Below are 23,235 nucleotides of genomic sequence, written 5' to 3' on the forward strand. Positions count from 1 at the left end.
GGAACAAAAAGTGGCCAGGATGAGAAATTTCTCGTGTAGTGAAAAGAGTCTGCCCACAGATTGGCACAGATTTTCACAGATTAAGAAAACGGCGCTTTGCGCCAGAAAACAGCGCCCCTCATTCGCAATGCGGCGAATTAACCCACTGAAAAATCTGTGCTAATCTGTGAAAATCTGTGGAAAAATCCTTCTTACCGTCAGCCAATCTGTGTCAAACCGCCCATATAGGGTTGCAGGACGGCCGGAATGGCGATCTTCCCGTTCTCATCCTGGTAGTTTTCCATAATAGCGACCAGGGTCCGGCCGACCGCCAGGCCAGAGCCGTTCAACGTATGGACAAAGCGCGTGCCCTTTTCGCCGGCCTTGCGGCTGCGGGCGTCCATGCGGCGCGCCTGGAAATCGCCGCAGTTCGAACAGGACGAAATCTCGCGATAGGTATTTTGCGATGGCAGCCATACTTCCAGATCGTAGGTCTTGCGCGCACCGAAGCCCATATCGCCGGTACACAGCAGCATGGTGCGGAACGGAAGTTCCAGCTTTTTCAGGATGGTCTCGGCGCAGTCCGTCATGCGCTCATGCTCGGCCGCCGATTGCTCGGGCGTCGTAATCGAGACCAATTCGACCTTCTGGAACTGGTGCTGGCGGATCATCCCCTTGGTGTCGCGCCCCGCCGATCCGGCCTCGGCGCGGAAACAGTTGGTCAGGGCTGTCAAACGCAAGGGCAGCTCTTCTTCGGCCGTGATAGCTTCACGAACAAGGTTGGTCAGCGACACCTCAGCGGTGGGAATGAGAAAGCGCTCGTCGCTAAAAATACCAGATTCCAATGCCTCTTTTACATTCTCATGATCGAACACAAATTTAGGAGCCTCTGCCATTCTGTCGGCAAGACGGCCTCTAAATTTTTCGCGGGAGAACTTTTTGTTTTTCTCCTCTGCTTCCTCTTCAGCAAATGAAGTGCTCAAATCTAAATACATTTCAAACACTTCATCTATTTTACTTTTAACTGAGTCCCAGTTCGTTGACCGCGCAACAAATAAATCCTCCTTAAATTTCGGCAACTGGCCCGTGCCGAACATGGCATGGTCTTTGACCAGGACTGGCGGATTGACTTCGGTATATCCGTGCTCGCTCGTCTGAACATCCAACATGAATTGGCCGATCGCACGTTCCAGTCGCGCCAGTTGGCCCTTCAACACGACAAACCGCGCGCCGGATATCTTGGCCGCCGCTTCGAAATCCATAAGCGAACCAAGCGGACCTTTTAGGGCCTCACCCAGATCGGCGTGATCTTTCGGCGTAAAGGTTAGCCCAACGGGCGTACCCCAGCGGCGCTGTTCGATATTGCCGTGTTCATCGGGGCCCTGCGGCACATCCTCGAACGGAATATTCGGCAACGACGCCAGTTCGATGCGCAGCTTCTCGCCCAGTTCGCGCTGGCGGCCCTCTTCGGTTTCCAGCGTCGCCTTCAACCCCTCGACTTCGGTCATCAGGGCCTGAGCCTTCGCCTCGTCCTTCTGCGCCTTGGCCTGGCCGATCTGCTTCGACGCTTCGTTACGCCGGCTCTGGGCCGTCTGGAACGCCGTCTGGGCCGCCCGCAAGTCTGCATCCAGGGCGATCAAGCCGTCGACATCGCTTTGCGCCGACTCACGGCCACGCGACGTCCAGCCCTGGACATACTGGGTCGGGTTTTCGCGCAGTGCCTTGATGTCGTGCATGGTAGCCTCGGGGGAATATAGCCGTTCAGGTCCCAGTGCGTTTAGGCACCGGAACGTCTTTGGTCAACGATTAGATGGTGAGTCAGGCGCCGTTGGGCGCTATCACGATTCCGCTTCGACGGTCGGAGCGTCCTGGCCCTTGCGGTTCCATTCGATGATGCGCACGCACAGGATGGCCACTTCGTACAGCAACACGATCGGAATGGTCAGCATCAATTGCGAGATCATGTCGGGCGGGGTGATGATCGCCGCCACCACCACGATCGCCAGGATGGCATAGCGGCGCAGCGAAGCCAGCATCTTGGAATTGACGATCCCGGCCAGGCCCAGCAGGGTGATAATCACCGGCAACTGGAAGCACAGGCCAAACGCGATCATCAGGGTTTCAACCAGTTGCAGGAACTCCGACACCTTGGGCAGGAACTGCACCATGACGCCATGCGCACCGTCACCCTGCTGGCTCAGCGAGAACCACAGCACCATCGGCAGGATGATGTAGTAAACAAGCGCCATACCCATGACGAACAGTACCGGCGCGGCGATCAGGAACGGCAGGAAGGCCATGCGCTCCCGCTTATAGAGACCCGGTGCGACAAACCGATACAGGTGATAGGCCATGAACGGGAAGCTGACGATGACACCGCCGAACATGGCCAGGCGCAGATAGGTAAAGAAAATTTCCATCGGCGCCGTGGCGATCAGCGGAATGTCCTTGACCACATCAATATGCTTATAGCCGGTCAGCACCAGGATCAGGTCGAAAGGTCCGGGGTGGGCGACCGCCTTTTGCTCATTGTAAAGCGCCGTCGCCACCTGATAGGGACGGATCAGTATCTTCAAAATGTGCATGTGCACGGTATAACAGGCGATGACCGACAGGGCGAAACCGACCACCATGGCGATGATCCGCTGACGCAGTTCGATCAGGTGATCCATCAGCGGCGCGCGCGACTGTTCGATCTCCGCGTCATCATCATGAATGATGGGCGCCCCTTGGGTCACCAGCTTGCGCTTGTGCTTGTCCTCGATTGCCGCAGGCAGGTTGGTCGTTTCGCTCACGAGACAGTCTTCCTGGGTTTACGCCTGGGCGCCACGGCTGGTTCCGCTACAATTTCAGTTGCAAGTAATGGCTCAGGCGCAGGTTCGGGCTTCGGCTTGCGGACGCGCGGCTTCCTGGCCATGACGTCGGACGCGGCTTCGGTCATAACCGAGTCCGTGAGGACAGAGTCCGTGAGGACGGAGGGCGGCGCATTATCGGGTGCTACCGTGGCATCCCACTTCGGTGGCAGACCGTCCAGTTGCGGATCGGAAATGGCAATCGGCGCGTCGAGGCGATTGACGCTGTCCTTGATGTCGCTATCGATGGCGCGCATCTGGTTATTGACGTCGCTCAACACGCTGGACGCCGGATTGGTCGAGCGCAGGGCCTCGACCTCCTTGCGCAGTTCGTCGAGTTCGCTCTGACGCGCCATGTCGTCGAAGGAGGCCCGAAAATCGTCGGCCATCGAGCGCATCTTACCGACGAAGCGCCCCAGTTGGCGCAACAGCTTCGGCAAATCCTTGGGCCCGACGACGACGAGGGCGACAATCGCAATGATGATTAGCTCACTGCCGCCGATACCGGGCAACATGATTGCAGCTTTCTCTTAAGAATCTGAGGTCGCGGCTTACGCCTTGGGCTCTTCGCTATCGGCCTTCTTGGCGTCTTTTTTCTCGTCGGCTTCGTCTTTCAGACCGTCCTTGAAGGCCTTGATGCCCTTGGCGGCATCACCCATCAGGTTCGTAATCTGACCACGGCCGCCGAACAGGAGCAAGGCAACCACCGCAACAATGGCCCAGTGAATCCAGCTCATACCACCCATAATACTCGTCTCCTTTGCGCCTCTCGCTCCAGGCATGACTCGTCATATGGGGCGGGCGCGATGTAAATTTCAGCCCTTATAGGCTTTTTATGTCTTAATTTGGAAGAACTTTTGCGCGGTTTGCGCAGGTCTTTGCAAAAATTTTCTGCGGACAAGGTTAATCCTTGCGTCTGCGCTTCTTTTCACTGCGCACGACCGCCACGACAACGACGACCGCAACAATCGGAGTGGCCAGAACGATCAGCAGGATCAAGCCGTGTATAATACTGAAACTACCCATAGTCTGTCCCCTGTTTTATCAGCTTTTCGCGTCTTCGAAGAAATCCTGCGCGAATTCGACCTCTTCCAGATCTTCCAGACTGGCGGCGTCTTCCAGCACCTGACCCGATGAGGGATCGGGCACCATGAAGTCGGCCGGCACATTGATATCCAGCAGACCGGCTGCGCGCATTTCGGCGGCGCCCGGCAGGTCGGCCAGGCTGGGCAGGGAAAACTGCTCCAGGAAGGTCTCGGTCGTGCCGTAGGTCACCGGGCGCCCCGGTGTGCGCCGGCGTCCGCGCAGCTTGATCAGGTTCATTTCGTGCAGCACATCCAGCGTCCCGCGCGACAATCCGACGCCCCGCACCGATTCGATCTCGGCCCGCGTCACCGGCTGGTGGTAGGCGATGATGGCCAGGGTTTCCAGGGCGGCCTTGGACAGGCGGCGCGGCTCCTCGCGCTCCTCGACCATCAGATAGCCGAGATCGGCGGCGGTGCGGAACTGCCAGCGGTCGTTGATCACCTCCAGCGCCACGCCGCGACCGGCATAGCGCGCCTTCAGCCCCGCCAGCGCCTTGCCGACGTCGCAGCCTTCCGGCAGGCGATAGGCCAGTTCGGCGGCCGACAGGGGGCCGTCGGCGGCAAACAATAGCGCTTCGACGGCGCGTTCCAGGGTTTCCGGGGTCATGGCTCGCTCCCGATGATCGGCTGGCGTTTGCGCATGTACAGGGTTTCAAAGGTCGCCAGTTGTTGGACCTGCAACTGTCCTTCCTTGGCCAGCTCAAGCGATGCCGACAGGGTTGAAGCCAGATAGGACACCCGACGCGGCCCTGCGGCGCTGCGCGGATGCGGCGCCACATCGTCAAGCGCCGTCCAAGTGCTCAAAGACGGAAGGCGCGCGCGCAGATGGTCGCGGGCATCTTCCAGGGAATAGGCCTCGATGCGGCGGGTCGGGTCATAGTGGCGTTCGGTTTCACGACGGCGTTGGGTGACATAGGCGCTCATCAGGTCGAAGACATTGGCCTCGATGCGCGATGACGGGATGATCATCCGCGCCTCAGGATCGCCGCGGGCAAAGACGTCGCGCTTCAATTGCGGCCGCTCGGTCAGGGCCTCGACGGCCTTGCGCATGGCTTCCAGCTTCTTCAGCCGGAACGCCAGGGCGGCGGCCATGTCTTCCGGCGCCGGCTCGTTGCCCGCCTTGCGTTCATTGCGCGGCAGCAGCAGGCGTGATTTCAGATAGGCCAGCCACGACGCCATGACGAGATAGTCGGCGGCCAGCGAGAACCGCCGTTTGCGCGCTTCGTGGATGAAGGCCAGATATTGTTCGGCCAGTTTGGTGATCGAAATCTTCAGCAGGTCGACCTTTTGCGACCGTGCCAGGGCCAGGAGGACGTGCAGCGGGCCTTCATAGCCGTCGAGATCGAGCACCAGGGCTTCTTCGGGTGCGATTTCCTCGGGCGTCTCGGGCGCCTGGACGTTGAAGTCCAGCCGGCTCTGGCGGACGTCGTGGTCGAGCATGGGAGGCTGGGTCGGCTCACGCGACATATACAGGCTCCCTGAAGGCAGAGGTTACCCCTCCGGCGCTGCGCGCCACCTCCCCTTTCCTTCGGAATAGGGAGGAGGGAGATAGATTCGCCAAGCTGGTTTTCGGCACCTCCCTCCTCCCTGTTGCGAAGCGCTTGCGAAGCAATGGGGAGGTGGCGGCGAAGCCGACGGAGGGGTGAGCGCGCTTAACGCTTGTCTGCGCAACCTGGGGATAAACCTTCTTCATACCGGCGCGCCCGCCAGAACCTCCGTCGGATCGATCGCCACGTCCGACTCATGCCCTCGGCTCAGCACCACATCGAAGCGCGCCCGCGCCTCTGACACATCCAACGGTTCCGGCGCCTTCAGAATGCGCCGAAACGCCGCCTCAGCCCGCCGCAGGGCCTCACGGCGCAGCTTCGGTGTCTCGGTCATAACAGCCTTCATCTGGTCCATCTGGCCGTTACAGTGCAACAGGACATCGCAACCGGCGCGCAAACTGTCCTTCGCCCGGCGATGCAGGTCACCCGACAGGGCATTCATCGACAGATCGTCACAGATCAACAGACCGTCGAACCCGATCACCTCACGGATCACCTTGATACACTTGCGCGACGTTGTCGCCGTATTGCGCCGGTCGATCGCCTTGTACAAAACGTGGGCGGTCATGGCGATCGGCATGTCGGCATTGACCTGGAAGGGATAGAAGTCGACCTTCAGCAACTCTTCGAGCTTTGTATCGACCCTCGGCAGATCGGTATGGGAATCGGCCCCTGCCCGGCCATGTCCCGGAATGTGCTTGATCACCGGCAAGACTCCACCGGCCAGCAGGCCTTCGCACGCGGCCCGCCCCATGACGGCGACGTCCTGCGGCGTCAGGCCATAGGCGCGATCACCGATAATGTCGTGAGCGCCAGGTTGCGGCACGTCCAGCACCGGCACGCAGTCGACATTGATACCCAGGGCATGCAGGTCGTGCGCCATCAGGCGTGCCCCAAGCCGGACATATTCACGCTGTTCGAAGGCATCGTTGCAGACTTCGGCGAAACGCGAAGCCGCCGGATAGTCGGGCCAGTGCGGCGGACGCAAGCGACGGACACGGCCGCCTTCCTGGTCGATCAGGACCAGCGGGTCGTGCGGCACGCAGGCCTTCAGCGCGTCAACCAGCGCCTTGACCTGGTCCGGGGTTTCGACATTGCGCCGGAACAGGATAAAGCCCAGGGGCGGATGGTCATGAAAAAAGCGGCGTTCCTCGGCCGTCAGTTCGGTACCGGAAAGGCCCAGGATACAGGCCCGGATATCGGCTTTGGCCAAGGCGTAATTTCCTTATCGCAGGATGCAGGCGCGGCCGGCCGACTTCAGCGCCGCGCAGAAGGACTTGGCCTTGTCCGCGCTCAGTCCGGTGAAGGCCGTACGATAAAAGGTGCCCTTGTCGGTCACGACCTTTTCGATCTTCTTGCCGGCGCCACCGACGAACAGACCATAGGACGACGCCACCTTGGCATATTCGGCATTGGCCTGTTCGGGAGAATTATAGGCGCCGATCTGCACAGCTGACGTACCCGTCGGCGCGACGGGGGCGCTAACGGCCGCCGGCGCCGCGACCGAAGCGGCAGGCTTGGGTGTGGCAGGTTTGGGCGCTACGGCGACGGGCGTGCCCGGCACCGGCGTGTCGTCTACCGAGTCCGTCTTGCCCGCCTGCGACGGCAGCGGTCCTTCGATCGGCGTGGCGACCGGCGGCGCGGCATTGGTTTCCGACGCCGTGTCGCGCAGGGCCGGCGTTTCGCTGCCTGGGGCAAACTTGGCCTGGCTGTCGTCGGTCTCGGCGCCATTGAGGTCGGCGTCGCTCAACACCTTGGCGTCCGTGACCTTGTCGTCCTTGAAATCGCCGACCGTTTCGCCGACCTCGGTCGGTACGTGATTGCGACTGCTGTACTTGGAATTATAGAACAGGACAGCCGCCAGGAGCACGACGACCAGCACGATGCCGCTGATAATCAGGGTCAGGGGCGCCTGGTCGCGCGACGCCGTGCGGCGCGTTTCGTAGCTCAGATTGTCTTCGGTCGGGGGCGAATAGGTGCCGCGATCCTTGTCCAGCATGGAATGAAGTCCCTGGCCCGTGGGTAATTTATGGGCCTGAAAATGTACTGATGGCCTGATTCCCACTCAGGCAGGCCAAGAGAATAGAGATTACCTGACGATTTTGACACCCCTGTGGCCAAAAATGTTCAGGTCGCCAAATAATGCTGCTAATCCTTAACGCCGCGAAGGACTCTCTTAATTCCGAGAAGGACTCCGGGCCAAAAGCCTGCTAAGAACCGACAGAACGCAGTTATTGAAGGGGGCTTTCGTGACCGGCAGCCAACTGGCCTATACCGTTACCGCCGCGCTGGGCGCCGTCCTGACCGCGACCGGCGTACTTTTCGCCGTCACCGCCCAGACCCAGGACGCCGGTCCCCGCGCCATGCCCCCGGCCCGCATCGACTGGAAGGCGGTATCGCGCGACTTCAACTATAATATTGAGGCCAACGCGCAATATTCGCGCCCCTTGCGCCCCGGCCAACCCGAGGTCGACAACACCAATATTCCGATCCTGCTGCCCGATGCGGCCAGCGGCGTTTCGACCAACGGCCTGATCTTTTATAGCCTGGGCGATGTCTATGACATCAATATTCCGCAACCGACTCCGGGCCTGACCGTGCTGCTCAGCGGCAACCGCGTCTTCGTTCCCGTCGAGGCCGGCACCCTGTCGCGAACCAAATACGATACGGTCAATATCGGCGGCGCCGACGTTCCGGTACTGATTGAAAAGACGGAAGACGGCTGGCTCGCCAGCTTCTCCAAATACGGCATGTCCTATACGGCCGAAGTCACCTGCGGCAGCCCCCAGGCCATGGCGACCTGCGAAAAGCCTGACTATGTCATCAAGCTGACGCAAAGCCTGACCACCGTCGTGCTGGGCGCCAAGTCGCTGCGCGTCTTCCTCAGCGCGACCGAAGCCTACAACGACCGCGATCCCTTCGGCCCCTTCACCGCAAATCGTGAGGTGATGTCATGAGCCGCAACAGTGGATCGGGCGGCAGTGGCCCCATCATCTTCATCCTTTTGCTGATCCTGCTGGCCGTGCTGTATCAGTGCAATGGCGCCAAGTATGGCCTGCCGGTCCTGCCCATCGGCGGTGCGGCAACATCTTCCGTGTCATCGTCCAGCGCTGACGGTGCATCCGTTGCGCCCGGCGAAACGAGCGCTACGACCAGCGAAGCTGCATCTGAGTCCGCTTCGGAGAGCGCCAGTGTCGACGCGCCGGGCGGCTTCAGCTTCCTGCCGCCAACCGACCTGATCCCGGGTTCATGGACGTCGAACGGTTCGATCCCCGCCTTTGCGGCCTACAGCAATGTTGCCAACTGGTCGCCGACCATGTGTTTCCCGGCGGAAGACCTGGCCTATGCCAATTCGCAGGTCTTCAATCCCGGCGGCAGCAACTATCCGACGCGTGGCGCCACGGTAAACGGCAGCGCCTGCGCCGACAGCAACTACGAATATCCGTGGCGCGACAATTTCTGCGAATATCGCGGCGTTTCCGACGGTACGAAAAACATCCTGTGCCACAGCGGCTACGGTCACCAGGGCCAGGATATACGCCCGGCCACCTGCGCGGCCAGCGTCCACTGGGCCGTGGCGCCGGAAAACGCCCGCATCAAGGACATCGGCTCGTTCACCCTGACCCTGCGTGCCACCACCCCGCCCTACCGCGTCTATCGCTATCTACACATGAACCCGGATTTCAAGACGCACTGGCATGTCGGCGACAGCGTCTCGGGTGGCCAGAAGCTGGGGCGGATCGCCAATTACGGCCTCGTCAATGGTGTGGTCAAACCCTACACCACCGTCCACCTGCATTTCGAAATGCGCCTCGACGTGGCGGAAACCATCGACGGCCAGGTCCGGCCCAAAAATACCTTCGTCCCGCCGTACCAGGCCCTGGTCGCGTCGTATCAGCGCAAGATGGCCGGCGCCGGCTGCACCACGAGTAACTGGTAGATATTGTTTGCTTATTCTGTCGTGACTATCTCTCTTGCCTGCGCATCAAGGAGACAGCCATGTCCAATGTGATCGACAATTCCGCCCGTGACCGGTTTGAGCTTACGGAAGACGGCGCAATGGCCGTCGCCGACTACCGCCTGAACGGCCAGACGATGTATATCGAATATGTCGAATCCCCGCCCGCACTGCGTGGCAAGGGCACGGCCGGTCGGTTGATGGAGGGCGTCATGGATTCGGCGCGGAAACGGAACCTGAAGGTCATCCCGATCTGCGGCTATGCGGCCGCCTGGATCCGCCGGCATCCCGAGTATGCCGATATGGCGGGATAGGCGCGGAACCTATTATCTGACGATCACGCAGCCATATTCTTCGTTAGCCCGCTCCCGACTGCGGCCAGGATTCGATCAGAATATTCCGCGTCATCGACCGCCCGCGCGAGGACCATGGCGCCGACTAGTGACGCCATGACGCTCATCGCCTCGGCCTCATTCCCGCCCAACAGGCTTTGCAGCCCGCCCACATAGTCTTTCAAGCCTTCGGTAAAGATGGCCCGCACCGCTTCGGGCTGGCGCGGCATTTCGCCGGCCAGGGACGGAAACAGGCACGCCTGATCCGGATTGTCGCGGTTCTTCTGAGACAGGTAGCGATCATACAGGGCCAGCACTTCCGTCCGCGCGTCCCCCGTCTCTGCCGCCCGCCGCACGCGTTCGGACTGGCGCTGCACGGTTGCCGCACAGGCCTGGGCGACCAGGTCTTCCTTTGAGGCGAAATAGGTCGAGAAGCCACCATGGGTCAGGCCGACCTCGCGCATCAGGTCGGCGACCTTGACGCCATCAATGCCGTGTTTACGCACCTGCTCGGACGCGGTGGCCAACAGCCGTTCGCGATTATGTTCGACCGTAGCACGCGATGTTTTCGCCATTTGGCAGTTCTCTTACGAATTCTGGCATTGACTATACATGATCACCATCATAAATGCAATCATGATCACCATCATGATTAAGTGAGACTGCCATGATCTCGACCGCCCTCGCCACGACGCTTAGGCAACGCAATATCCACTATGGCTGGGTCATGGCGGGTGTGACCTTCTTCGTCATGCTGACCACCGCCTGCGCCCTGGGTGCGCCGGGCGTGCTGATGCCGCCGCTGGAGCGCGAATTCCACTGGACGACCGCGGAGATCTCCGGCGCCCTGGCCGTTCGCCTGGTGCTGCTGGGCGCCATAGCCCCGTTCGCCGCCTGGCTGATGGCGCGCTTCGGCCTGAAACGCGTGGTCTCCTGCGCCCTGGCGCTGATCCTGGCGGGGCTTGGCCTGTCGCTGGTGATGAACCAGATCTGGCAGCTTCTGTTGTTCTGGGGGATCTTCGTCGGCGTCGGCACCGGCATGACCGCTATCGTGCTGGGCGCTACGGTCGCCAGCCGTTGGTTCGTCAAGCGCCGCGGCCTGGTCATCGGACTGCTGACCGCCAGTTCGGCAACCGGACAGTTGGCTTTCCTGCCAGTCATCGCCCGCCTGGCGCAGGATCACGGTTGGCGTGCCGCCCTCGTCCTCGTTTGCGCCCTGCTGGCCACGGCCTTTGTCCTGGTCATTCTGCTGTTGCGTGACCGGCCGCGTGACCTCGACCTCCCGGCCTATGGCGAAGACGCGGTCGAGGCCGCCGTCGCGCCGCAGAACCTGCAACCGTTCAAGGTCTTCCTCGAAGCCGCCAGAACCCGCACCTTCTGGGTTCTGTTTGCCAGCTTCTTCATCTGCGGCGCCTCGACCAACGGCCTGATCCAGACCCATTTCGTCAGCCTGTGCGGTGATTACGGCATGGCGGCAGTGACAGCAGCCGGTGTCCTGGCCATGATGGGTGTGTTCGACTTCTTCGGCACGGTCGGCTCGGGCTGGCTGTCGGATCGCGTCGATTCGCGCTGGCTTCTGTTCTGGTATTACGGCCTGCGCGGTCTGTCCCTGCTGTATCTGCCGCATGCCGAGTTCACCTTCATGGGCCTGTCGCCGTTTGCCGTCTTCTATGGTCTCGACTGGATCGCCACCGTGCCGCCGACGGTCAAGCTGACAGCGGAAAAGTTCGGCAAGGAGAAGGCCGGCATCGTCTTCGGCTGGGTGTTCTGCGGCCATCAACTGGGTGCTGCGTCTATTGCCTTCACGGCCGGTTATATCCGTACGACCTATAACACCTATCTGCCGGCCTTTATCATCGCCGGCAGCCTGTGCCTGCTGGCGGCACTGATGGTGCTGACGGTCGTCCGGGCAAAAACAGCCGGCGTTGCGGCCAAAGCTTGAAACCCGTTGAATCCCGTGATAGCACCGCCACTCTTTCCGGTAGGGGCGAGTAGCTCAATGGTTAGAGCCGACCGCTCATAACGGTCTGGTTGGGGGTTCGAGTCCCTCCTCGCCTACCAAACCGTCAGGCATGGGTCCTGACCCGAAACATCATCGGACAGAATTCCTGGATTTCGCATTGGCCCTTCGGCAATCCGTAAAGGAACTGCCGCAGCGTTTTCAGCTTGTGCTGGATTTGCTTGACGCCGGCGCTGTCACGCAGAGCCTCCGGAAAGGCCGCCTCCGGGGCGCCGAAATAGTGCGCATACCCCTTGCCAAGCACGATCATCGGCAGGCTGGCCGTGGAATCAAATCCGACGACATGAAGCCTGGCGTCCGGCAGGATCTGATCGAAATGATACAGGAAGGCATCGAACGGCAGGCGATCGTGCCAGCCGGGCGCCGCAAGCTGAAAATCGACCTGAGGGCGCAAGGCTTCCATGACCCGGTTCGAATAGATGTAGTCACGGTTGTCGGGCCTGACGATAACGGTAACGTCGCGGCCGATATCGTGCCGGATCGCAGCAACCGTCTTCGCCACGACGTCGGCATAGACCGCCGCCCCACCGTCAAACTTCAGCAACCGGTTGTCCGGATTGCCCCACGACCGCAGCATCAGCAGCACCACGTCGGGATGCGCGATGGCCAGGCTTTCCAGCGCCTCGGTCGCCTGTTGCCGGACGGGTGCAGCATTGATGTAGCCGTCAATATGGCCCGAATCGATTGTCTCGATACCGCTGACACCGGGAATTAGGCCGGGTTTCTTCGGCGCCATATCCATCTGGTACAGGGTGCCGCTATTTTCATCACCACCGGCGAACAGCGCCTCGACGACCGGACGCTTGTAGATCCGGTTCGTATAGCCATCGGGATAGAAGCTGACCGTCACCTGGTCCTGACCGGTCGCCGGCCGAACGCACTGTACATACTCCGCCACGCCCTTGTGGTTATACTGGATATGGACGGTCACCGCCCCAGTGGCCACAACGAAGTCGCGGGCATTTTCGCGCAGCAGGATTTCATCCGCTGACGCCAGTCCGAAGCGCCGCATATCCGACAGAACCTTGAGCGTGCCGACGAACAGCACCTTGGCGCCGCCATGGCGCAGCACATCCGCGATCTGGCAGACGATGGCAAACCACAGCGGGTAACGCACATAGATAAGGTGTATATGATGGCCCACCTTGAAACTACAGGCGGAAATGCGGCACGCGTCAAGGGGCCACCACATTTCCGTCTTATTCGGTTCAGCCGCCGTTCAGACGCATTGCGCTCTTATGTGGATAACGGCAGGACCTTCCTTCCGAAACGTGAGAGAAAAACACATGACCCGCTTCCCGATCAAAAACCTCGCCAAAGGATTGGCCTTAACGACCATGGCCGCGACATTCGCGCTGGTGCCGTTCGCCGCTTCCGCTCAATCCGTGCAAGCCCAACCCGTGCCCGGAATGATGCATATGATGTCCATGCCGACCACGCTCAGCCTGTCAGCCAATGGCGAAGTCTCGGCCACGCCCGACATGGCGACCGTCAGCTTCGGTGTCGTCACCCAGTCGGGCAACGCGTCCGGCGCCATGAAGGCCAACAATGTCAAGATGAACCAGGTCATGGCGGCGCTGAAGGCGGCCGGCATCGACGCCAAGGACATCCAGACCTCGAGCCTTAACCTCAGCCCGCAATATAATTACGACACCAATGGCGCCCCGCCCAAGCTCACCGGCTACCAGGCGCTGAACCAGGTCACTGTGCGAGTGAATAAGCTCGACCAGACCGGTCCTGTCATTGACGCGGTCATTGCCGCCGGCGTCAACCAGATCGACAATATCGGCTTCGGCCTGAAGGACGACGATGCCGCCCTTGACCAGGCGCGTCAGACGGCCGTCAAGACCCTTGTGCAACGCGCCAACCTCTACGCCTCGGCCATGGGCATGAAGGTCAAGCGCATTCAGAACCTCTCGGAAGGCGGGCCGGTCTATCAGCCGCCAATGCCGATGATGGCAATGCGTGCCGAAGCCTTCGCCAAGGACAGTTCCACGCCGGTGTCGTCCGGTGAAATGAAGCTGTCGGTCAGCGTCTCGGCCGTCTTCGAACTCGAATAGGCCGCAGCTTCTGCCGTGACATATGCCGCCCCGCAGCCTGCTGCGGGGCGGTTTTGTTATCGCGGCTCCGCCGCACACTGGTGACAAAGGATTAACCTTCTGATAGCTTCGACAAGCTGTTCACAAGGCTGATCAGGGACGCCCAAAAGGACGGACCCGGCTGGGGAGTGCTGACAAAATGTCTAAGCCAGATAATCGTAAGGGCACCCTCGCGCGGGTCGCCGTCATTGCCGGCGTGGTCGCCGGGCTGAGCGGCGGTGGCGCCCTCATCCTTTCGGCCCAGGCGCAGGAAAAGGCCGCAGAAACAACACCGACTGATCCGGTCGCCTATTCGGCCCTGAAGGCCGAGACTGCGCAGGGGACGGATGCCGCAACTGTGGCGCCGGCCCGGACTACGACCGCCGCCCCAACCGCGGTCGTTAGAAAACCCTTTTTCGGCGATCGCGTCGCCGGTCAGCCCATCCTATTGCGCAAGCCCATGGCTCCCGCCAAGGTCGATTGGCAGGCCGCGACGAACCGCGCCGGCATCATGTCCAAACAGGCCCGCGTCAGCGGCGGCCTGAAGGCCCGCCTGCCCCGCGCCGAACTCGACAAGACCCGCCTGCCGGTCGTCCTGCCGCGCGAGGGCGGCGTCGTCGACTCGACCCGGGCCAAGATGATCAGCTTTGGCGACGCCTACGCGCTCAACATGCCGCAACCAAACCGCGTCGGTACCCAGGTGACCGTCTACGGCAACCGGACCTTCGTGCCGACCGATACGGGCGCCATCTCGAAGCGCGCCATTGCCCGCCTGGCTGGCGTGGCGGAAGACATTCGCATCAGCCAGATGGAAGACGGCTGGACAGCAACCTTCTCGCGCTACGGCGTCGTCTATTCGATCGATGTGTCGTGCGACAGCATGAACAGCGAGGACTGCAAGACCGACAGCTATATCCGCAACGTCATCGCCCAGATGGACGACGTCACCATGGGCAGCGAAGCCCAGTCTGAAGCCGACCGGACGATCAAGGCCGACGACAACATCCTGACCCAGGTCTCCAAGACCATCAGCAATATCGTCAAGGGAGGCTGAGCATGAAATCCTTCCTCCCCCTCCTCGCCGCCGCGTCCATGCTGGCCCTTACTGCCTGCGAACCGACCGGCTCCGGCACATCCTCTTCATCCTCATCCAGCGCCACGGCCTCCGATGAAGCCTCGGCGTCGGAAGAGTCGATGTCGTCGGAATCGTCCTCCGAATCCTCGTCTTCCGTCGCCATGGTCGATTTTCCGCACAAACCGGCCGGAGAGCTGATCTCGGGCTCGGGTTCCGGCTATACCGACCGTTCGAACTGGGCGCCCGGCATCTGCTTCCCGCTCGCCGACAAGGCCTATGCCAACAGCCAGGTCTACCGCCCGGGCGGGACCAGTGGTGGCTCCGGCGGCCAGTGCGATTCGTCCAACTATGCCTATCCATGGCAAGACAACTTCTGCGAAACCCGCTCGTGGAACAATGTCGTCTGCGCCTCGGGCCAGGGCCACCAGGGCCAGGACATCCGCCCCGAAACCTGCAAGGCCAACAAGCACTGGGCGCTGGCCACCGAAGACGGCGTCATCACCCAGGTCGGCTCCTATACCGTCGCCCTGACCGGCAATGGCAGCCCGCACCGTATCTATCGCTACCTGCACATGCAAACGGCCAGCCTGAAGGTCGCCGTCGGCGACCACGTCGTACGCGGCCAGAAGCTGGGCCTGGTGTCGAACAATATGGGCGATACGGCAACGACCATTCACCTGCATTTCGAGATTCGCGTGGCCCAGGCCGAAACCCTGGGCGACGGCACGCTCCTGACCGCTAACAGCTTCGTCCCGCCCTATACCGCCCTGGTCGATGCCTATCAGCGCAAGCTGGCCGGCCCCGACTGCCCCATCGTCGAATAACAAGGGTCCAAGTAAGGGGGCAAGCCCCCTTAACCCGGACTCGCGATTGCGTTGCCATGGGCTTGCTGGCAAAAGCAGTGACCGATCTAAAGCCTGAATAGACAAGGGGGAACCATGGCTACCAGGCCGCGATTCAAATTCTGGAGCTTCTTCTTTTCTCTGCGCGGCCGTGTGTCGCGCGGCGCCTATAGCTGGTTCGAGATACCCGCCTTGGCCCTCCTTCTCCTGATTGGACAGGTCGCCATTCCCGCCATCATGATGGCCATGGCCACCAGCGCCAACACCGATCCGGGGCGGATCAGCCTGGTAACAAGCTTGGCTGCCATGGCGAACTTTTTCCTGCTGTGGCCGCGTTTCGCCATTCTGGTCAAACGCCTGCACGATGTTAACCTGAAGTGGTACTTGGCAACGCCGCTCTTGTTGCCCGTCGCTACGTCACCGCTAGCCTATATCGACGGCATACGGGTCGCGCAAAACGGTTTCCAACCAACTGCGGTCACCTATGCTCTGGGAGGGATGAACATCGCCCTCTTCTGGATAAGCCTGGCGCTTGTCCTAGCCTTCTGCTTCATCTCGGCCCGTCCAGCGGGCAATCGATACGGTCCCGACCCGCGCCGCAGCGAAATCGCTCCAGACGTTTTCTGATGGACTGGCTACCCAAGGTCATAGCCTTTTTGCTGTTCCCTGCCGGCCGTTTACGCCGCGTCGGTTTCGCGCTCGGCGTGGTCGGCTCTATTGCTACGATCTTCGGACTCGCCGTCCTGTGGAACCACGTCCCACCGATCTACCACTTGAAAGAAATCGTCGAAGTCGGTCCCTTTATCGTATTGTGGACCAAGGCCGTCCTGACCTCGCGCCGCCTGCATGACATAGGGCTGACCGGTTGGCTGTCCTTCCCCGGGCTGTTCGCATTTGCCTTCGCTGCCTTTGCCCGCTACACACCTGAACTGTACGAAGCCCTTTACAAACTAGTTCCCGGTCCAGCGACGGACATCAGCGCCTGGGGCTCGACTATCTTTGCCATCAGCATTTGCCTGGCGCTCGTCGGTGATCTGGTTTTGGGATTTATCCCCGGCCGCAAGGGCGCCAACGCCTTCGGTCCGTCGCCAGGCAAGACGACGTCAATCGTCCCTGACATTTTCTGATCTTGTCTCGCGCCCCCATAGAGCCTAGGTACCGCCCTATGACCCAGAAAGCCAAACCCGCCACTGTCACGCCCCTGTTCGTCACAGAGGTCTACCGCGCCGATGGCCTGTTTGACGCCGAAACGCTGGAAGAGCTCGACGACACCTGCCGGGCGATTGCCGATGACGATGAGGCCGGCCAGGACTGGTCGCAGCAGAAGGCCTATCTCGGCTATACATCCTACAGTTCCCTGACCAGCCTGCCCACTCACGCGCCCGTCTTCGCCCAGCTCAAGACCCTGCTCGACAAGCATGTCGCGGCCTTTGCCGACCAGCTCGACTACGACCTGGCTGGCAAGAAACTGAAGCTCGACTCGATGTGGATCAACGTTCTCGAACACCTGGGCACCCATTCGGGCCATATCCATCCGCATAGCGTCATTTCCGGCACCTTCTACGTCCATATCCCCGAAGGCGCCTCTGCCCTGCGCTTCGAAGACCCGCGCCTGCCGATGATGATGCACGCCCCCCTGCGCAAGCCTGGCCGCACCGACCACCAGAGCTTTGTCTCCATCACGCCCCAGGCCGGAACGGTCCTGTTGTGGGAAAGCTGGCTGCGTCACGAAGTGCCGATCAATCTCAGCGAAGACGTACGCATCTCGATCAGCTTCAACTACGGCTATTGATCTTGCCAGCCCGCAAAGCTTGCAGGTAAGACAGCAGGATGAACGACTCTCCGCTCCCACCGTCCCTCACCCGGCTGTTTGTCACCGAGATCTATCGCGCCGATTTGAACCTGCTGCCCGGCTTCCCGGCGACGCTGCAGGCCCTGGACCAGGCCTGCCGCGCCCTGGCCATCGAAGACTCGGTTGGCGTGGAGTGGTGCAAGAACCACGGCTACCTCGGCTATACCTCCTATGCCTCGATCCCCGACCTGACCCAGCAGGCGGCCTGTTTCGCGGACCTGAAACAACGCCTCGACTATCAGGCCGCCCTGTATGCGGCACAGATCCAGCTCGATCTGGAAAACCAGCCGCTGCGCCTGGTCTCGATGTGGGTCAATGTCGTGGAGCCCCTGGGCACACATACCGGCCATATCCATCCGCGCTGCGTCATATCGGGCACGATCTATATCTCCACGCCGCCCCGCTCCAGCCCCTTGCGTTTCGAAGATCCGCGCCTGGGCCTGATGATGGCGGCGCCGTCGCGCCACGCCGCGGCCCGTCCCGAGCGTCGCAACTTCCACTCCGTGCAGCCCACCGCCGGTCATGTCCTCCTGTGGGAAAGCTGGCTGCGTCACGAAGTGCCGATCAATCTCAGCGAGGACGTACGCATCTCGATCAGTTTCAACTATGCTTAGGGTCCTGCTGATCGGTTACGGCATGGGCGCCCGGATCATCCACGCCCCATTGATCGCCGCCTGCGATGACCTCGAACTGGCGGGCATCGTCTCCAGCCGCAGCGCCGAGGTCACCGCCGCCTGGCCCGATGCCGCCGTCTTTCCCGACCTGACGACCGCCCTCGCTTACGGAAGTTTCGACCTGGCCGTCATCTGCACGCCCAATGCCGTCCACGCCACCCAGGCCCACGCCGTGCTCGATGCCGGCCTGCATCTGGTCGTCGACAAACCCTTTGCCATCGACCTTATCGAAGCTAGTTCGATAGCCGACCACGCCCGCCAGGCCGGCCGCCTGGTGGCCGCCTTCCAGAACCGGCGCTGGGACGGCCATATCCTGACCGCCAAACGGCTGCTCGAGGCCGGCGCCTTCGGCCGCATCAGCGACGTGCGCCTGGGCTATGATCGCCTGCGCCTGGTCAATCCGGCGCGCTGGGGGGATCAGCCCGGCCCCGGTGCCGGTATCCGGCTCAATCTCGGCTCGCACCTGGTTGATCAGGCCGTCCATCTCTTCGGCGTTCCGCAAACCGTCATGGCCGATATCTTAACCCAGCGCCCCGACGCCCTGGTCGACGACTACATCCACATCGTCCTGGGCTATGCCGGTTTCCGCGTCGTCCTGCATGCCTGTATGACCAGTCCGGCGCCCGGCCCGGTTATCGCCATCCAGGGCACGCATGCCGCCTTTGTCAAATACGGTGAAGACACCCAGGAAGCCATGCTGAAGCTGGAGCGCACGCCCGGCGATGAGGACTGGGGCGTCGATCCGGTCATGGCCACCTTCACCCCAGCCGACGGCGAAACCGTCCTGGCCGCCCAGGCCATGTCGTGCGAAGCCGGCAACTATCCCGCCTTCTACGCCGGCATTGCGGCTGCTATTCAAAAAGACGCCCCGTCGCCGGTCCCGATCGACGAGACGCTGCTGGTCACCCATATCCTCGATCTGGCTCGACAGAGCGCCGAAGAGAGCCGCCGTCTCGAAGTCGCGTGGCCGGCATGATCGGAACCGCACTCATCGGCTACGGCTATGCCGGCAAGACCATCCATGCGCCCTTTATCCGCGCCGCGCGCGGCCTGGCCCTGACCGCCGTCGTCTCGTCCCGCCCGACGGATGTCACAGCCGACTTGCCGGGCCAGCGCGTCTGTTCATTTGATGATATATTGAGTGATCCGGCCATCCAACTGGTCGTCATCGCTACGCCCAATGATCTGCATGCGCCCCAGGCTCATGCGGCGCTGGAGGCCGGCAAACACGTGGTGATCGACAAACCCTTCTGCCTGTCGGTGACGGAAGGCGAAGACCTGATCGCCCACGCCGCGCGCGTCGATCGCCGGCTGTCGGTCTTTCATTGCCGTCGTTGGGACAGCAATTTTTTGACATTTCAGCAAATTCGGAATCGTCTTGGCGACGTCTATCAGATGGTTCTGCGCTATGACCGCTGGCGGCCCGTGGTGCGCGACCGCTGGCGTGAGCGCGCCGGTCCGGGCTCGGGCGTCTGGTACGACCTCGGCGCTCATCTGGTCGATCAGGCGCTGAGCCTGTTCGGCTGGCCGGATGCCATTACGGCCGATATTGCGCCCCAACGCCCTGGCGCGCAGACGGACGACTTCTTCCACGTCACGCTTTTTTACGGCGCATTGCGCGTCATCCTGCATTCCAGCATGCTGACCCTGGTGTCCGGGCCCGCGCTGGAAGTCCAGGGCAGCGCGGGCGCCTTCGTCAAATACGGCATGGACACCCAGGAGGAGATGCTGAAATCCGGCCGCACGCCGGGTGATGCCGGGTGGGGCGTCGACGACCATTTCGGCACCCTCACAGATATTTCCGGTAATTCAGAATCAATTATCAGCGTGCCCGGCAACTACCTGGCCTATTACGAAGCCGTTGCTGCCGGCATCGCCGACGGCACGCCCAATCCCGTTCCTGCCGAAGACGCGCTTAAGGTGATGAAGATTCTCGAAGCCGGCTTTCTCAGCGCCCATGAAGGTCGCACCGTATCACTTGGCGCCTGACCGCCATCAGGAGGCCCGGTTCCGGCGAACTACAGTGGCAGGATACGCCGCTTCTTGGAGAAGCTCATATAACCGATATTGGCCCCCAGCCGGAAGCCGACCCCGGCGCGGATGGGTGTCAGAATGATCCCTTCGGCGCGTTGATAGGTCACGCCCAGGCCGCCGATAAAATAGGCCGAACCTTCGACGCCGGGAAAGCGGCGGTACATGTAGATGGGCTCGCGCAGATTATAGACCAGCGAAAAGACGCGCGACGCATTGGCGCCGGTATCGAAACCGATCGATGGCCCCTGCCAGAACAGGTGAGTCGGCTCGGCCTCGTCCTTCATGAACAGATTGCCCTTGCCGTATCGAACACCCACGCCGATGGAGCCCGAAGCTTCTTCGCCGGCAATGTAGGCTGTCGGATGGTCGCCATAGTCGGCAAAGATTTTTTCCATTGCCCCGCCCAGGGCTTCGACCGTGACGCCCAGAAAATCGGAGCCGGCGGCAAGAATTTCTTCCCGGCTGTAGGATTTAAGCTCGCGCTTGCCGTCGTCCGTCGTTGTTTCTTCATCGGCGGCAAAGGCCAGGCCGGGAATCATTGGCGATGCGGCAGCGGCGACACCGGCGGCCAGGCTCGTAGTCAAAAATCGGCGGCGTTCCATGGCGAAATCTCCTGAACTCTATTCGGAGGGTTATGGACGCTGTAAGCTTAACAGAAGATTTACCAAGAAATCCTTACACGCCCGACCCGTTATTGTGACAGTGCACGTCGCCTATGGCGCGAATAGGGCAGGATTGGACGCGCCTTTGCCATATTGATGAACGACCTCGCGCACTTTATCCACCCTGCGCCGCGTCCCACGCCTTCAATATCTTCTTCGGACACTGCGCTCGCCAGGTCCGTTTGAGGTTTTCCCTTACCCAATCGATATCGACCTTGTCCGGTCGCGCCAGGACCAGGGGCCACGGCCGGTGGTGATCCGTCGTAAAGAAGGTCTCCGGATCAGCTTCGATCAAAAAATCGCGCTCATCAAACGACACCTTGAAGACCGGGACATTCAAGTCCGGATTCCAATAATACATGGCCTTCTTGCCAGCCTTGAGAACGGGCTGCCCCCAGGAGAGCCCTTCCTCGACGCCGGGCCAGCCCAGCGCAATGTCGCAGATGAGGTCGTAGGTAATCATGACGACAGTCGTGGATACCCTGGTTGAGCCTATTTCCGATCTTCGGCCGTCTTGTCGCGTGCGCCCTTGAACTCGGACGTATCGCGCCATGCCGGCCAGATCCGCGAATTGGCCAGGGCATTGCCGATACGGTAATAGAGCTGCACGTCCTCGACCAGGCCCGACAGGTCCCATTTGGCCGACCATTCGTCATCGGCCTGGTGATAGCGGTTGGCCTCATAATCCTCGCTGAACGCCTTGCCGGCCGCGACCCCGCCCTTGACCATGTCAAGACCCGACGACGCGTTCAGCATCGGCACGCCGCGCTTGACCAGCGGGAAGTGATCAGAACGGAAAAACCCGCCGGCTTCCGGCGTCTGGTCCGGCGTGACATAGCGCCCCTCGCCGGCCGCATAGACCGCCAATATATCCTCAAGCGACGACTGGCCCGATCCGGTCACCTCGACATTGCGCGTCCGGCCATTGACGTTCAGCGCGTCCATATTGATCCCGGCCACCGTCTTGCCCAGGGGATAGACCGGATTGGTGGCGTAATATTCCGAGCCCAGCAGACCGCTTTCTTCGGCAGTGAAGGCTATCATCACCACCGAACGCTGCGGCTTGCGTCCAGCGTGGAAGGCCCGCGCCAGTTCCAGCAGGGAGCCAATCCCCGTGCCGTTATCGACTGCGCCATTGAAGATGCCATCACCGTTCTTGTCCGGCGTGCCGACACCCAGGTGGTCCCAGTGGGCCGAATAGAGGACGGTTTCGTCCGGATGCTCGCTGCCTGGTAGGCGCGCCAGCACATTGTGCGTCACGATCTCGTCCGCTGCGACCTTATAGCTGCCGTTGAAGGTGACGTTCAGTTCGACCGGCTTGAAGTCCTTCGACCGCGCCTGGACGCGCAAGGCCGCCAGATCCAGCCCGGCCGCGGCGAACAGCTTATCGGCCGTATCGTGGCTGATCCAGGCTTCCAGCTTGGGACTGACCGCTGACGGATCTGGACGGACAATGTCGAACTTGGTGCCGTTGTTGGAATTCCTGACCGTGTCCCAGCCATAGGAGGCCGCGTCGGAATCGTGGATGATCAGCACCCCGGCTGCGCCGCGACGCGCCGCTTCTTCGTATTTGTAGGTCCAGCGGCCGTAATAGGTCATGGCCTTGCCGTTGAACGTGTTTAAATCCGGCTCCGGGAAATCAGGGTCATTGATCAGGACGACGATGATCTTGCCCTTGACGTCCAGCCCCTTGAAATCATCCCAGCCACGTTCCGGCGCCGTCACGCCGTAGCCGGCAAAAACGATCGGCGTCTTGTCGAAACTGACATCGCTGGTCGTGCCGCGTGTCGACACGGTGATTTCCTGGCCCTGGTTCAACGCCATACTGGCCCCGTCGGCAAAGCCGAAGCCGACCTTCGGATTGCTGACGACGAAGTGGCGCAGATGCACGTCCTGGGTCCACTGGCCGTCCGGCCCGCCGGGCTGGAAACCCGCCGCCGTAAAGGTCTTGACCAGGTAATCGATCGTCTTCTGCTCGGCCGGCGTCGTGATGCCGCGGCCCTGGAAGTCGTCGGCCGAAATGACCTTGACGTCCTGCGAGATGCGGGCGGCGCTGATTGCTGGCTCGGCCATGGCTGGCGCGGCGATCAGGAGGGCAGCGGACGCCAGGAGAAGGGATTTGAACATGAGGGAGCTCCGGATTTGACCCGATGCTAATGGAAGTGAACGTAAAGTGTCATTACTTTTCTGTAACCCACGTTTCCGGTAATCCAATGCTGCACTGCGAACGTAGACGTCATGAGGT

General features: G+C 61.3%; 26 protein-coding genes, 1 tRNA gene and 1 pseudogene. 14 read left to right on the plus strand and 14 right to left on the minus strand.

Translation table 11 applies throughout. From position 1 onward, the window contains the following. Window positions 1–197 precede the first annotated feature (197 nt). The 9 genes and pseudogenes from serS to AC1DXO_RS25185 all read right to left on the minus strand — a co-directional run bounded on the left by serS (window position 198) and on the right by AC1DXO_RS25185 (window position 7,462). Complete coding sequence (gene serS / locus AC1DXO_RS25145) at window positions 198–1,715, minus strand: serine--tRNA ligase (RefSeq protein WP_476980963.1); 1,518 nt, start codon at window positions 1,713–1,715, stop codon at window positions 198–200. Window positions 1,716–1,817: 102 nt separating this feature from the next. Further along, window positions 1,818–2,774 carry a twin-arginine translocase subunit TatC gene (tatC, locus tag AC1DXO_RS25150; RefSeq protein ID WP_476980964.1) on the minus strand — a complete coding sequence of 319 codons (957 nt, stop codon included), beginning with the start codon at window positions 2,772–2,774 and terminating at the stop codon, window positions 1,818–1,820. A 343-nt stretch (window positions 2,775–3,117) separates the two neighbouring features. Further along, window positions 3,118–3,346: pseudogene (tatB, locus tag AC1DXO_RS25155) on the minus strand (Sec-independent protein translocase protein TatB); the annotation flags it as partial. A gap of 36 nt (window positions 3,347–3,382) precedes the next feature. After that, window positions 3,383–3,577 carry a twin-arginine translocase TatA/TatE family subunit gene (gene tatA, locus AC1DXO_RS25160; protein ID WP_476980965.1) on the minus strand — a complete coding sequence of 65 codons (195 nt, stop codon included), beginning with the start codon at window positions 3,575–3,577 and terminating at the stop codon, window positions 3,383–3,385. A gap of 157 nt (window positions 3,578–3,734) precedes the next feature. After that, complete coding sequence (locus AC1DXO_RS25165) at window positions 3,735–3,857, minus strand: hypothetical protein (RefSeq protein WP_476980966.1); 123 nt, start codon at window positions 3,855–3,857, stop codon at window positions 3,735–3,737. 18 nt (window positions 3,858–3,875) lie between these two features. Further along, window positions 3,876–4,523: an SMC-Scp complex subunit ScpB gene (gene scpB / locus AC1DXO_RS25170; protein WP_476980967.1), complete on the minus strand. Its 648-nt coding sequence runs from the start codon at window positions 4,521–4,523 to the stop codon at window positions 3,876–3,878. Beyond that, on the minus strand, window positions 4,520–5,383 hold the full coding sequence (locus AC1DXO_RS25175; protein WP_476980968.1) for a segregation and condensation protein A: 864 nt from the start codon (window positions 5,381–5,383) through the stop codon (window positions 4,520–4,522). Before AC1DXO_RS25175 ends, scpB begins: the two co-directional genes overlap by 4 nt. Before the next feature lie 222 nt (window positions 5,384–5,605). Further along, window positions 5,606–6,676: a beta-N-acetylhexosaminidase gene (gene nagZ, locus AC1DXO_RS25180; protein ID WP_476980969.1), complete on the minus strand. Its 1,071-nt coding sequence runs from the start codon at window positions 6,674–6,676 to the stop codon at window positions 5,606–5,608. A 12-nt stretch (window positions 6,677–6,688) separates the two neighbouring features. Beyond that, window positions 6,689–7,462 carry an SPOR domain-containing protein gene (locus tag AC1DXO_RS25185; RefSeq protein ID WP_476980970.1) on the minus strand — a complete coding sequence of 258 codons (774 nt, stop codon included), beginning with the start codon at window positions 7,460–7,462 and terminating at the stop codon, window positions 6,689–6,691. 250 nt (window positions 7,463–7,712) lie between these two features. On the opposite strand from AC1DXO_RS25185, the gene AC1DXO_RS25190 reads away from it, so the two are divergent. Genes AC1DXO_RS25190 through AC1DXO_RS25200 form a run of 3 tightly spaced genes read left to right on the plus strand, consistent with a single transcriptional unit; the run spans window position 7,713 to window position 9,735 of the window. Next, entirely contained in the window at window positions 7,713–8,420 is a 708-nt protein-coding gene (locus AC1DXO_RS25190) for a hypothetical protein (RefSeq protein ID WP_476980971.1), read from the plus strand. Beyond that, window positions 8,417–9,403, plus strand: a complete 987-nt coding sequence (locus AC1DXO_RS25195) for a M23 family metallopeptidase (RefSeq protein ID WP_476980972.1) — start codon at window positions 8,417–8,419, stop codon at window positions 9,401–9,403. The genes AC1DXO_RS25190 and AC1DXO_RS25195 overlap by 4 nt, the downstream gene beginning before the upstream one ends. A gap of 59 nt (window positions 9,404–9,462) precedes the next feature. Further along, on the plus strand, window positions 9,463–9,735 hold the full coding sequence (locus AC1DXO_RS25200) for a GNAT family N-acetyltransferase (protein ID WP_476980973.1): 273 nt from the start codon (window positions 9,463–9,465) through the stop codon (window positions 9,733–9,735). A 23-nt stretch (window positions 9,736–9,758) separates the two neighbouring features. Here the strand turns inward: AC1DXO_RS25200 and AC1DXO_RS25205 are convergent, their stop codons facing one another. Continuing rightward, entirely contained in the window at window positions 9,759–10,328 is a 570-nt protein-coding gene (locus AC1DXO_RS25205; protein WP_476980974.1) for a TetR/AcrR family transcriptional regulator, read from the minus strand. A gap of 92 nt (window positions 10,329–10,420) precedes the next feature. On the opposite strand from AC1DXO_RS25205, the gene AC1DXO_RS25210 reads away from it, so the two are divergent. Both AC1DXO_RS25210 and AC1DXO_RS25215 read left to right on the plus strand, forming a co-directional pair. Beyond that, window positions 10,421–11,695: an MFS transporter gene (locus AC1DXO_RS25210; RefSeq protein WP_476980975.1), complete on the plus strand. Its 1,275-nt coding sequence runs from the start codon at window positions 10,421–10,423 to the stop codon at window positions 11,693–11,695. 43 nt (window positions 11,696–11,738) lie between these two features. Beyond that, window positions 11,739–11,814, plus strand: a tRNA-Ile gene (locus AC1DXO_RS25215). A gap of 5 nt (window positions 11,815–11,819) precedes the next feature. Here AC1DXO_RS25215 and AC1DXO_RS25220 read toward each other — a convergent pair. Continuing rightward, entirely contained in the window at window positions 11,820–12,965 is a 1,146-nt protein-coding gene (locus AC1DXO_RS25220; protein ID WP_476980976.1) for a hypothetical protein, read from the minus strand. Window positions 12,966–13,059: 94 nt separating this feature from the next. On the opposite strand from AC1DXO_RS25220, the gene AC1DXO_RS25225 reads away from it, so the two are divergent. The 9 genes from AC1DXO_RS25225 to AC1DXO_RS25265 all read left to right on the plus strand — a co-directional run bounded on the left by AC1DXO_RS25225 (window position 13,060) and on the right by AC1DXO_RS25265 (window position 20,283). Then, window positions 13,060–13,833: an SIMPL domain-containing protein gene (locus tag AC1DXO_RS25225; protein WP_476980977.1), complete on the plus strand. Its 774-nt coding sequence runs from the start codon at window positions 13,060–13,062 to the stop codon at window positions 13,831–13,833. Window positions 13,834–14,011: 178 nt separating this feature from the next. After that, complete coding sequence (locus tag AC1DXO_RS25230; RefSeq protein ID WP_476980978.1) at window positions 14,012–14,905, plus strand: hypothetical protein; 894 nt, start codon at window positions 14,012–14,014, stop codon at window positions 14,903–14,905. 2 nt (window positions 14,906–14,907) lie between these two features. Further along, entirely contained in the window at window positions 14,908–15,750 is an 843-nt protein-coding gene (locus AC1DXO_RS25235) for a M23 family metallopeptidase (RefSeq protein WP_476980979.1), read from the plus strand. Window positions 15,751–15,864: 114 nt separating this feature from the next. Then, window positions 15,865–16,395, plus strand: coding sequence for a DUF805 domain-containing protein (locus AC1DXO_RS25240; protein ID WP_476980980.1), 531 nt, complete (start codon window positions 15,865–15,867; stop codon window positions 16,393–16,395). Further along, window positions 16,395–16,895, plus strand: a complete 501-nt coding sequence (locus AC1DXO_RS25245) for a DUF805 domain-containing protein (RefSeq protein ID WP_476980981.1) — start codon at window positions 16,395–16,397, stop codon at window positions 16,893–16,895. The genes AC1DXO_RS25240 and AC1DXO_RS25245 overlap by 1 nt, the downstream gene beginning before the upstream one ends. Before the next feature lie 38 nt (window positions 16,896–16,933). Further along, complete coding sequence (locus tag AC1DXO_RS25250) at window positions 16,934–17,560, plus strand: TIGR02466 family protein (RefSeq protein ID WP_476980982.1); 627 nt, start codon at window positions 16,934–16,936, stop codon at window positions 17,558–17,560. A 38-nt stretch (window positions 17,561–17,598) separates the two neighbouring features. Next, window positions 17,599–18,234: a TIGR02466 family protein gene (locus AC1DXO_RS25255; protein WP_476980983.1), complete on the plus strand. Its 636-nt coding sequence runs from the start codon at window positions 17,599–17,601 to the stop codon at window positions 18,232–18,234. After that, entirely contained in the window at window positions 18,227–19,270 is a 1,044-nt protein-coding gene (locus AC1DXO_RS25260) for a Gfo/Idh/MocA family oxidoreductase (protein WP_476980984.1), read from the plus strand. Before AC1DXO_RS25255 ends, AC1DXO_RS25260 begins: the two co-directional genes overlap by 8 nt. Further along, a complete protein-coding gene (locus tag AC1DXO_RS25265) occupies window positions 19,267–20,283 on the plus strand; it encodes an oxidoreductase (protein ID WP_476980985.1) in 1,017 nt (338 codons plus the stop codon). The genes AC1DXO_RS25260 and AC1DXO_RS25265 overlap by 4 nt, the downstream gene beginning before the upstream one ends. 29 nt (window positions 20,284–20,312) lie before the next feature. On the opposite strand, the gene AC1DXO_RS25270 is transcribed toward AC1DXO_RS25265, so the two are convergent. The 3 genes from AC1DXO_RS25270 to AC1DXO_RS25280 all read right to left on the minus strand — a co-directional run bounded on the left by AC1DXO_RS25270 (window position 20,313) and on the right by AC1DXO_RS25280 (window position 23,117). Continuing rightward, the gene (locus AC1DXO_RS25270) at window positions 20,313–20,930 is read right to left on the minus strand and encodes a DUF1134 domain-containing protein (protein WP_476980986.1); all 618 of its coding nucleotides are present in this window, start codon (window positions 20,928–20,930) and stop codon (window positions 20,313–20,315) included. Between the two features lie 175 nt (window positions 20,931–21,105). After that, window positions 21,106–21,453, minus strand: a complete 348-nt coding sequence (locus AC1DXO_RS25275; RefSeq protein WP_476980987.1) for an MmcQ/YjbR family DNA-binding protein — start codon at window positions 21,451–21,453, stop codon at window positions 21,106–21,108. 29 nt (window positions 21,454–21,482) lie between these two features. Then, window positions 21,483–23,117, minus strand: coding sequence for a M28 family metallopeptidase (locus AC1DXO_RS25280; protein ID WP_476980988.1), 1,635 nt, complete (start codon window positions 23,115–23,117; stop codon window positions 21,483–21,485). Between the last annotated feature and the right edge of the window lie 118 nt (window positions 23,118–23,235).

This window comes from Asticcacaulis sp. P2_C5, assembly GCF_056404555.1.

Coding starts and splice junctions, on each gene's coding strand:
- AC1DXO_RS25220 (WP_476980976.1), bottom strand. CDS start 12,965: ATGTGGTGGCCCCTTGACGCGTGCCGCATTTCCGCCTGTAGTTTCAAG.
- AC1DXO_RS25240 (WP_476980980.1), top strand. CDS start 15,865: ATGGCTACCAGGCCGCGATTCAAATTCTGGAGCTTCTTCTTTTCTCTG.
- AC1DXO_RS25255 (WP_476980983.1), top strand. CDS start 17,599: ATGAACGACTCTCCGCTCCCACCGTCCCTCACCCGGCTGTTTGTCACC.
- AC1DXO_RS25195 (WP_476980972.1), top strand. CDS start 8,417: ATGAGCCGCAACAGTGGATCGGGCGGCAGTGGCCCCATCATCTTCATC.
- AC1DXO_RS25275 (WP_476980987.1), bottom strand. CDS start 21,453: ATGATTACCTACGACCTCATCTGCGACATTGCGCTGGGCTGGCCCGGC.
- AC1DXO_RS25230 (WP_476980978.1), top strand. CDS start 14,012: ATGTCTAAGCCAGATAATCGTAAGGGCACCCTCGCGCGGGTCGCCGTC.
- AC1DXO_RS25260 (WP_476980984.1), top strand. CDS start 18,227: ATGCTTAGGGTCCTGCTGATCGGTTACGGCATGGGCGCCCGGATCATC.
- serS (WP_476980963.1), bottom strand. CDS start 1,715: ATGCACGACATCAAGGCACTGCGCGAAAACCCGACCCAGTATGTCCAG.
- AC1DXO_RS25280 (WP_476980988.1), bottom strand. CDS start 23,117: ATGTTCAAATCCCTTCTCCTGGCGTCCGCTGCCCTCCTGATCGCCGCG.
- AC1DXO_RS25250 (WP_476980982.1), top strand. CDS start 16,934: ATGACCCAGAAAGCCAAACCCGCCACTGTCACGCCCCTGTTCGTCACA.
- AC1DXO_RS25245 (WP_476980981.1), top strand. CDS start 16,395: ATGGACTGGCTACCCAAGGTCATAGCCTTTTTGCTGTTCCCTGCCGGC.
- scpB (WP_476980967.1), bottom strand. CDS start 4,523: ATGACCCCGGAAACCCTGGAACGCGCCGTCGAAGCGCTATTGTTTGCC.
- AC1DXO_RS25205 (WP_476980974.1), bottom strand. CDS start 10,328: ATGGCGAAAACATCGCGTGCTACGGTCGAACATAATCGCGAACGGCTG.
- AC1DXO_RS25235 (WP_476980979.1), top strand. CDS start 14,908: ATGAAATCCTTCCTCCCCCTCCTCGCCGCCGCGTCCATGCTGGCCCTT.
- AC1DXO_RS25265 (WP_476980985.1), top strand. CDS start 19,267: ATGATCGGAACCGCACTCATCGGCTACGGCTATGCCGGCAAGACCATC.
- tatA (WP_476980965.1), bottom strand. CDS start 3,577: ATGGGTGGTATGAGCTGGATTCACTGGGCCATTGTTGCGGTGGTTGCC.
- AC1DXO_RS25270 (WP_476980986.1), bottom strand. CDS start 20,930: ATGGAACGCCGCCGATTTTTGACTACGAGCCTGGCCGCCGGTGTCGCC.
- AC1DXO_RS25200 (WP_476980973.1), top strand. CDS start 9,463: ATGTCCAATGTGATCGACAATTCCGCCCGTGACCGGTTTGAGCTTACG.
- AC1DXO_RS25165 (WP_476980966.1), bottom strand. CDS start 3,857: ATGGGTAGTTTCAGTATTATACACGGCTTGATCCTGCTGATCGTTCTG.
- AC1DXO_RS25225 (WP_476980977.1), top strand. CDS start 13,060: ATGACCCGCTTCCCGATCAAAAACCTCGCCAAAGGATTGGCCTTAACG.
- AC1DXO_RS25210 (WP_476980975.1), top strand. CDS start 10,421: ATGATCTCGACCGCCCTCGCCACGACGCTTAGGCAACGCAATATCCAC.
- AC1DXO_RS25175 (WP_476980968.1), bottom strand. CDS start 5,383: ATGTCGCGTGAGCCGACCCAGCCTCCCATGCTCGACCACGACGTCCGC.
- AC1DXO_RS25185 (WP_476980970.1), bottom strand. CDS start 7,462: ATGCTGGACAAGGATCGCGGCACCTATTCGCCCCCGACCGAAGACAAT.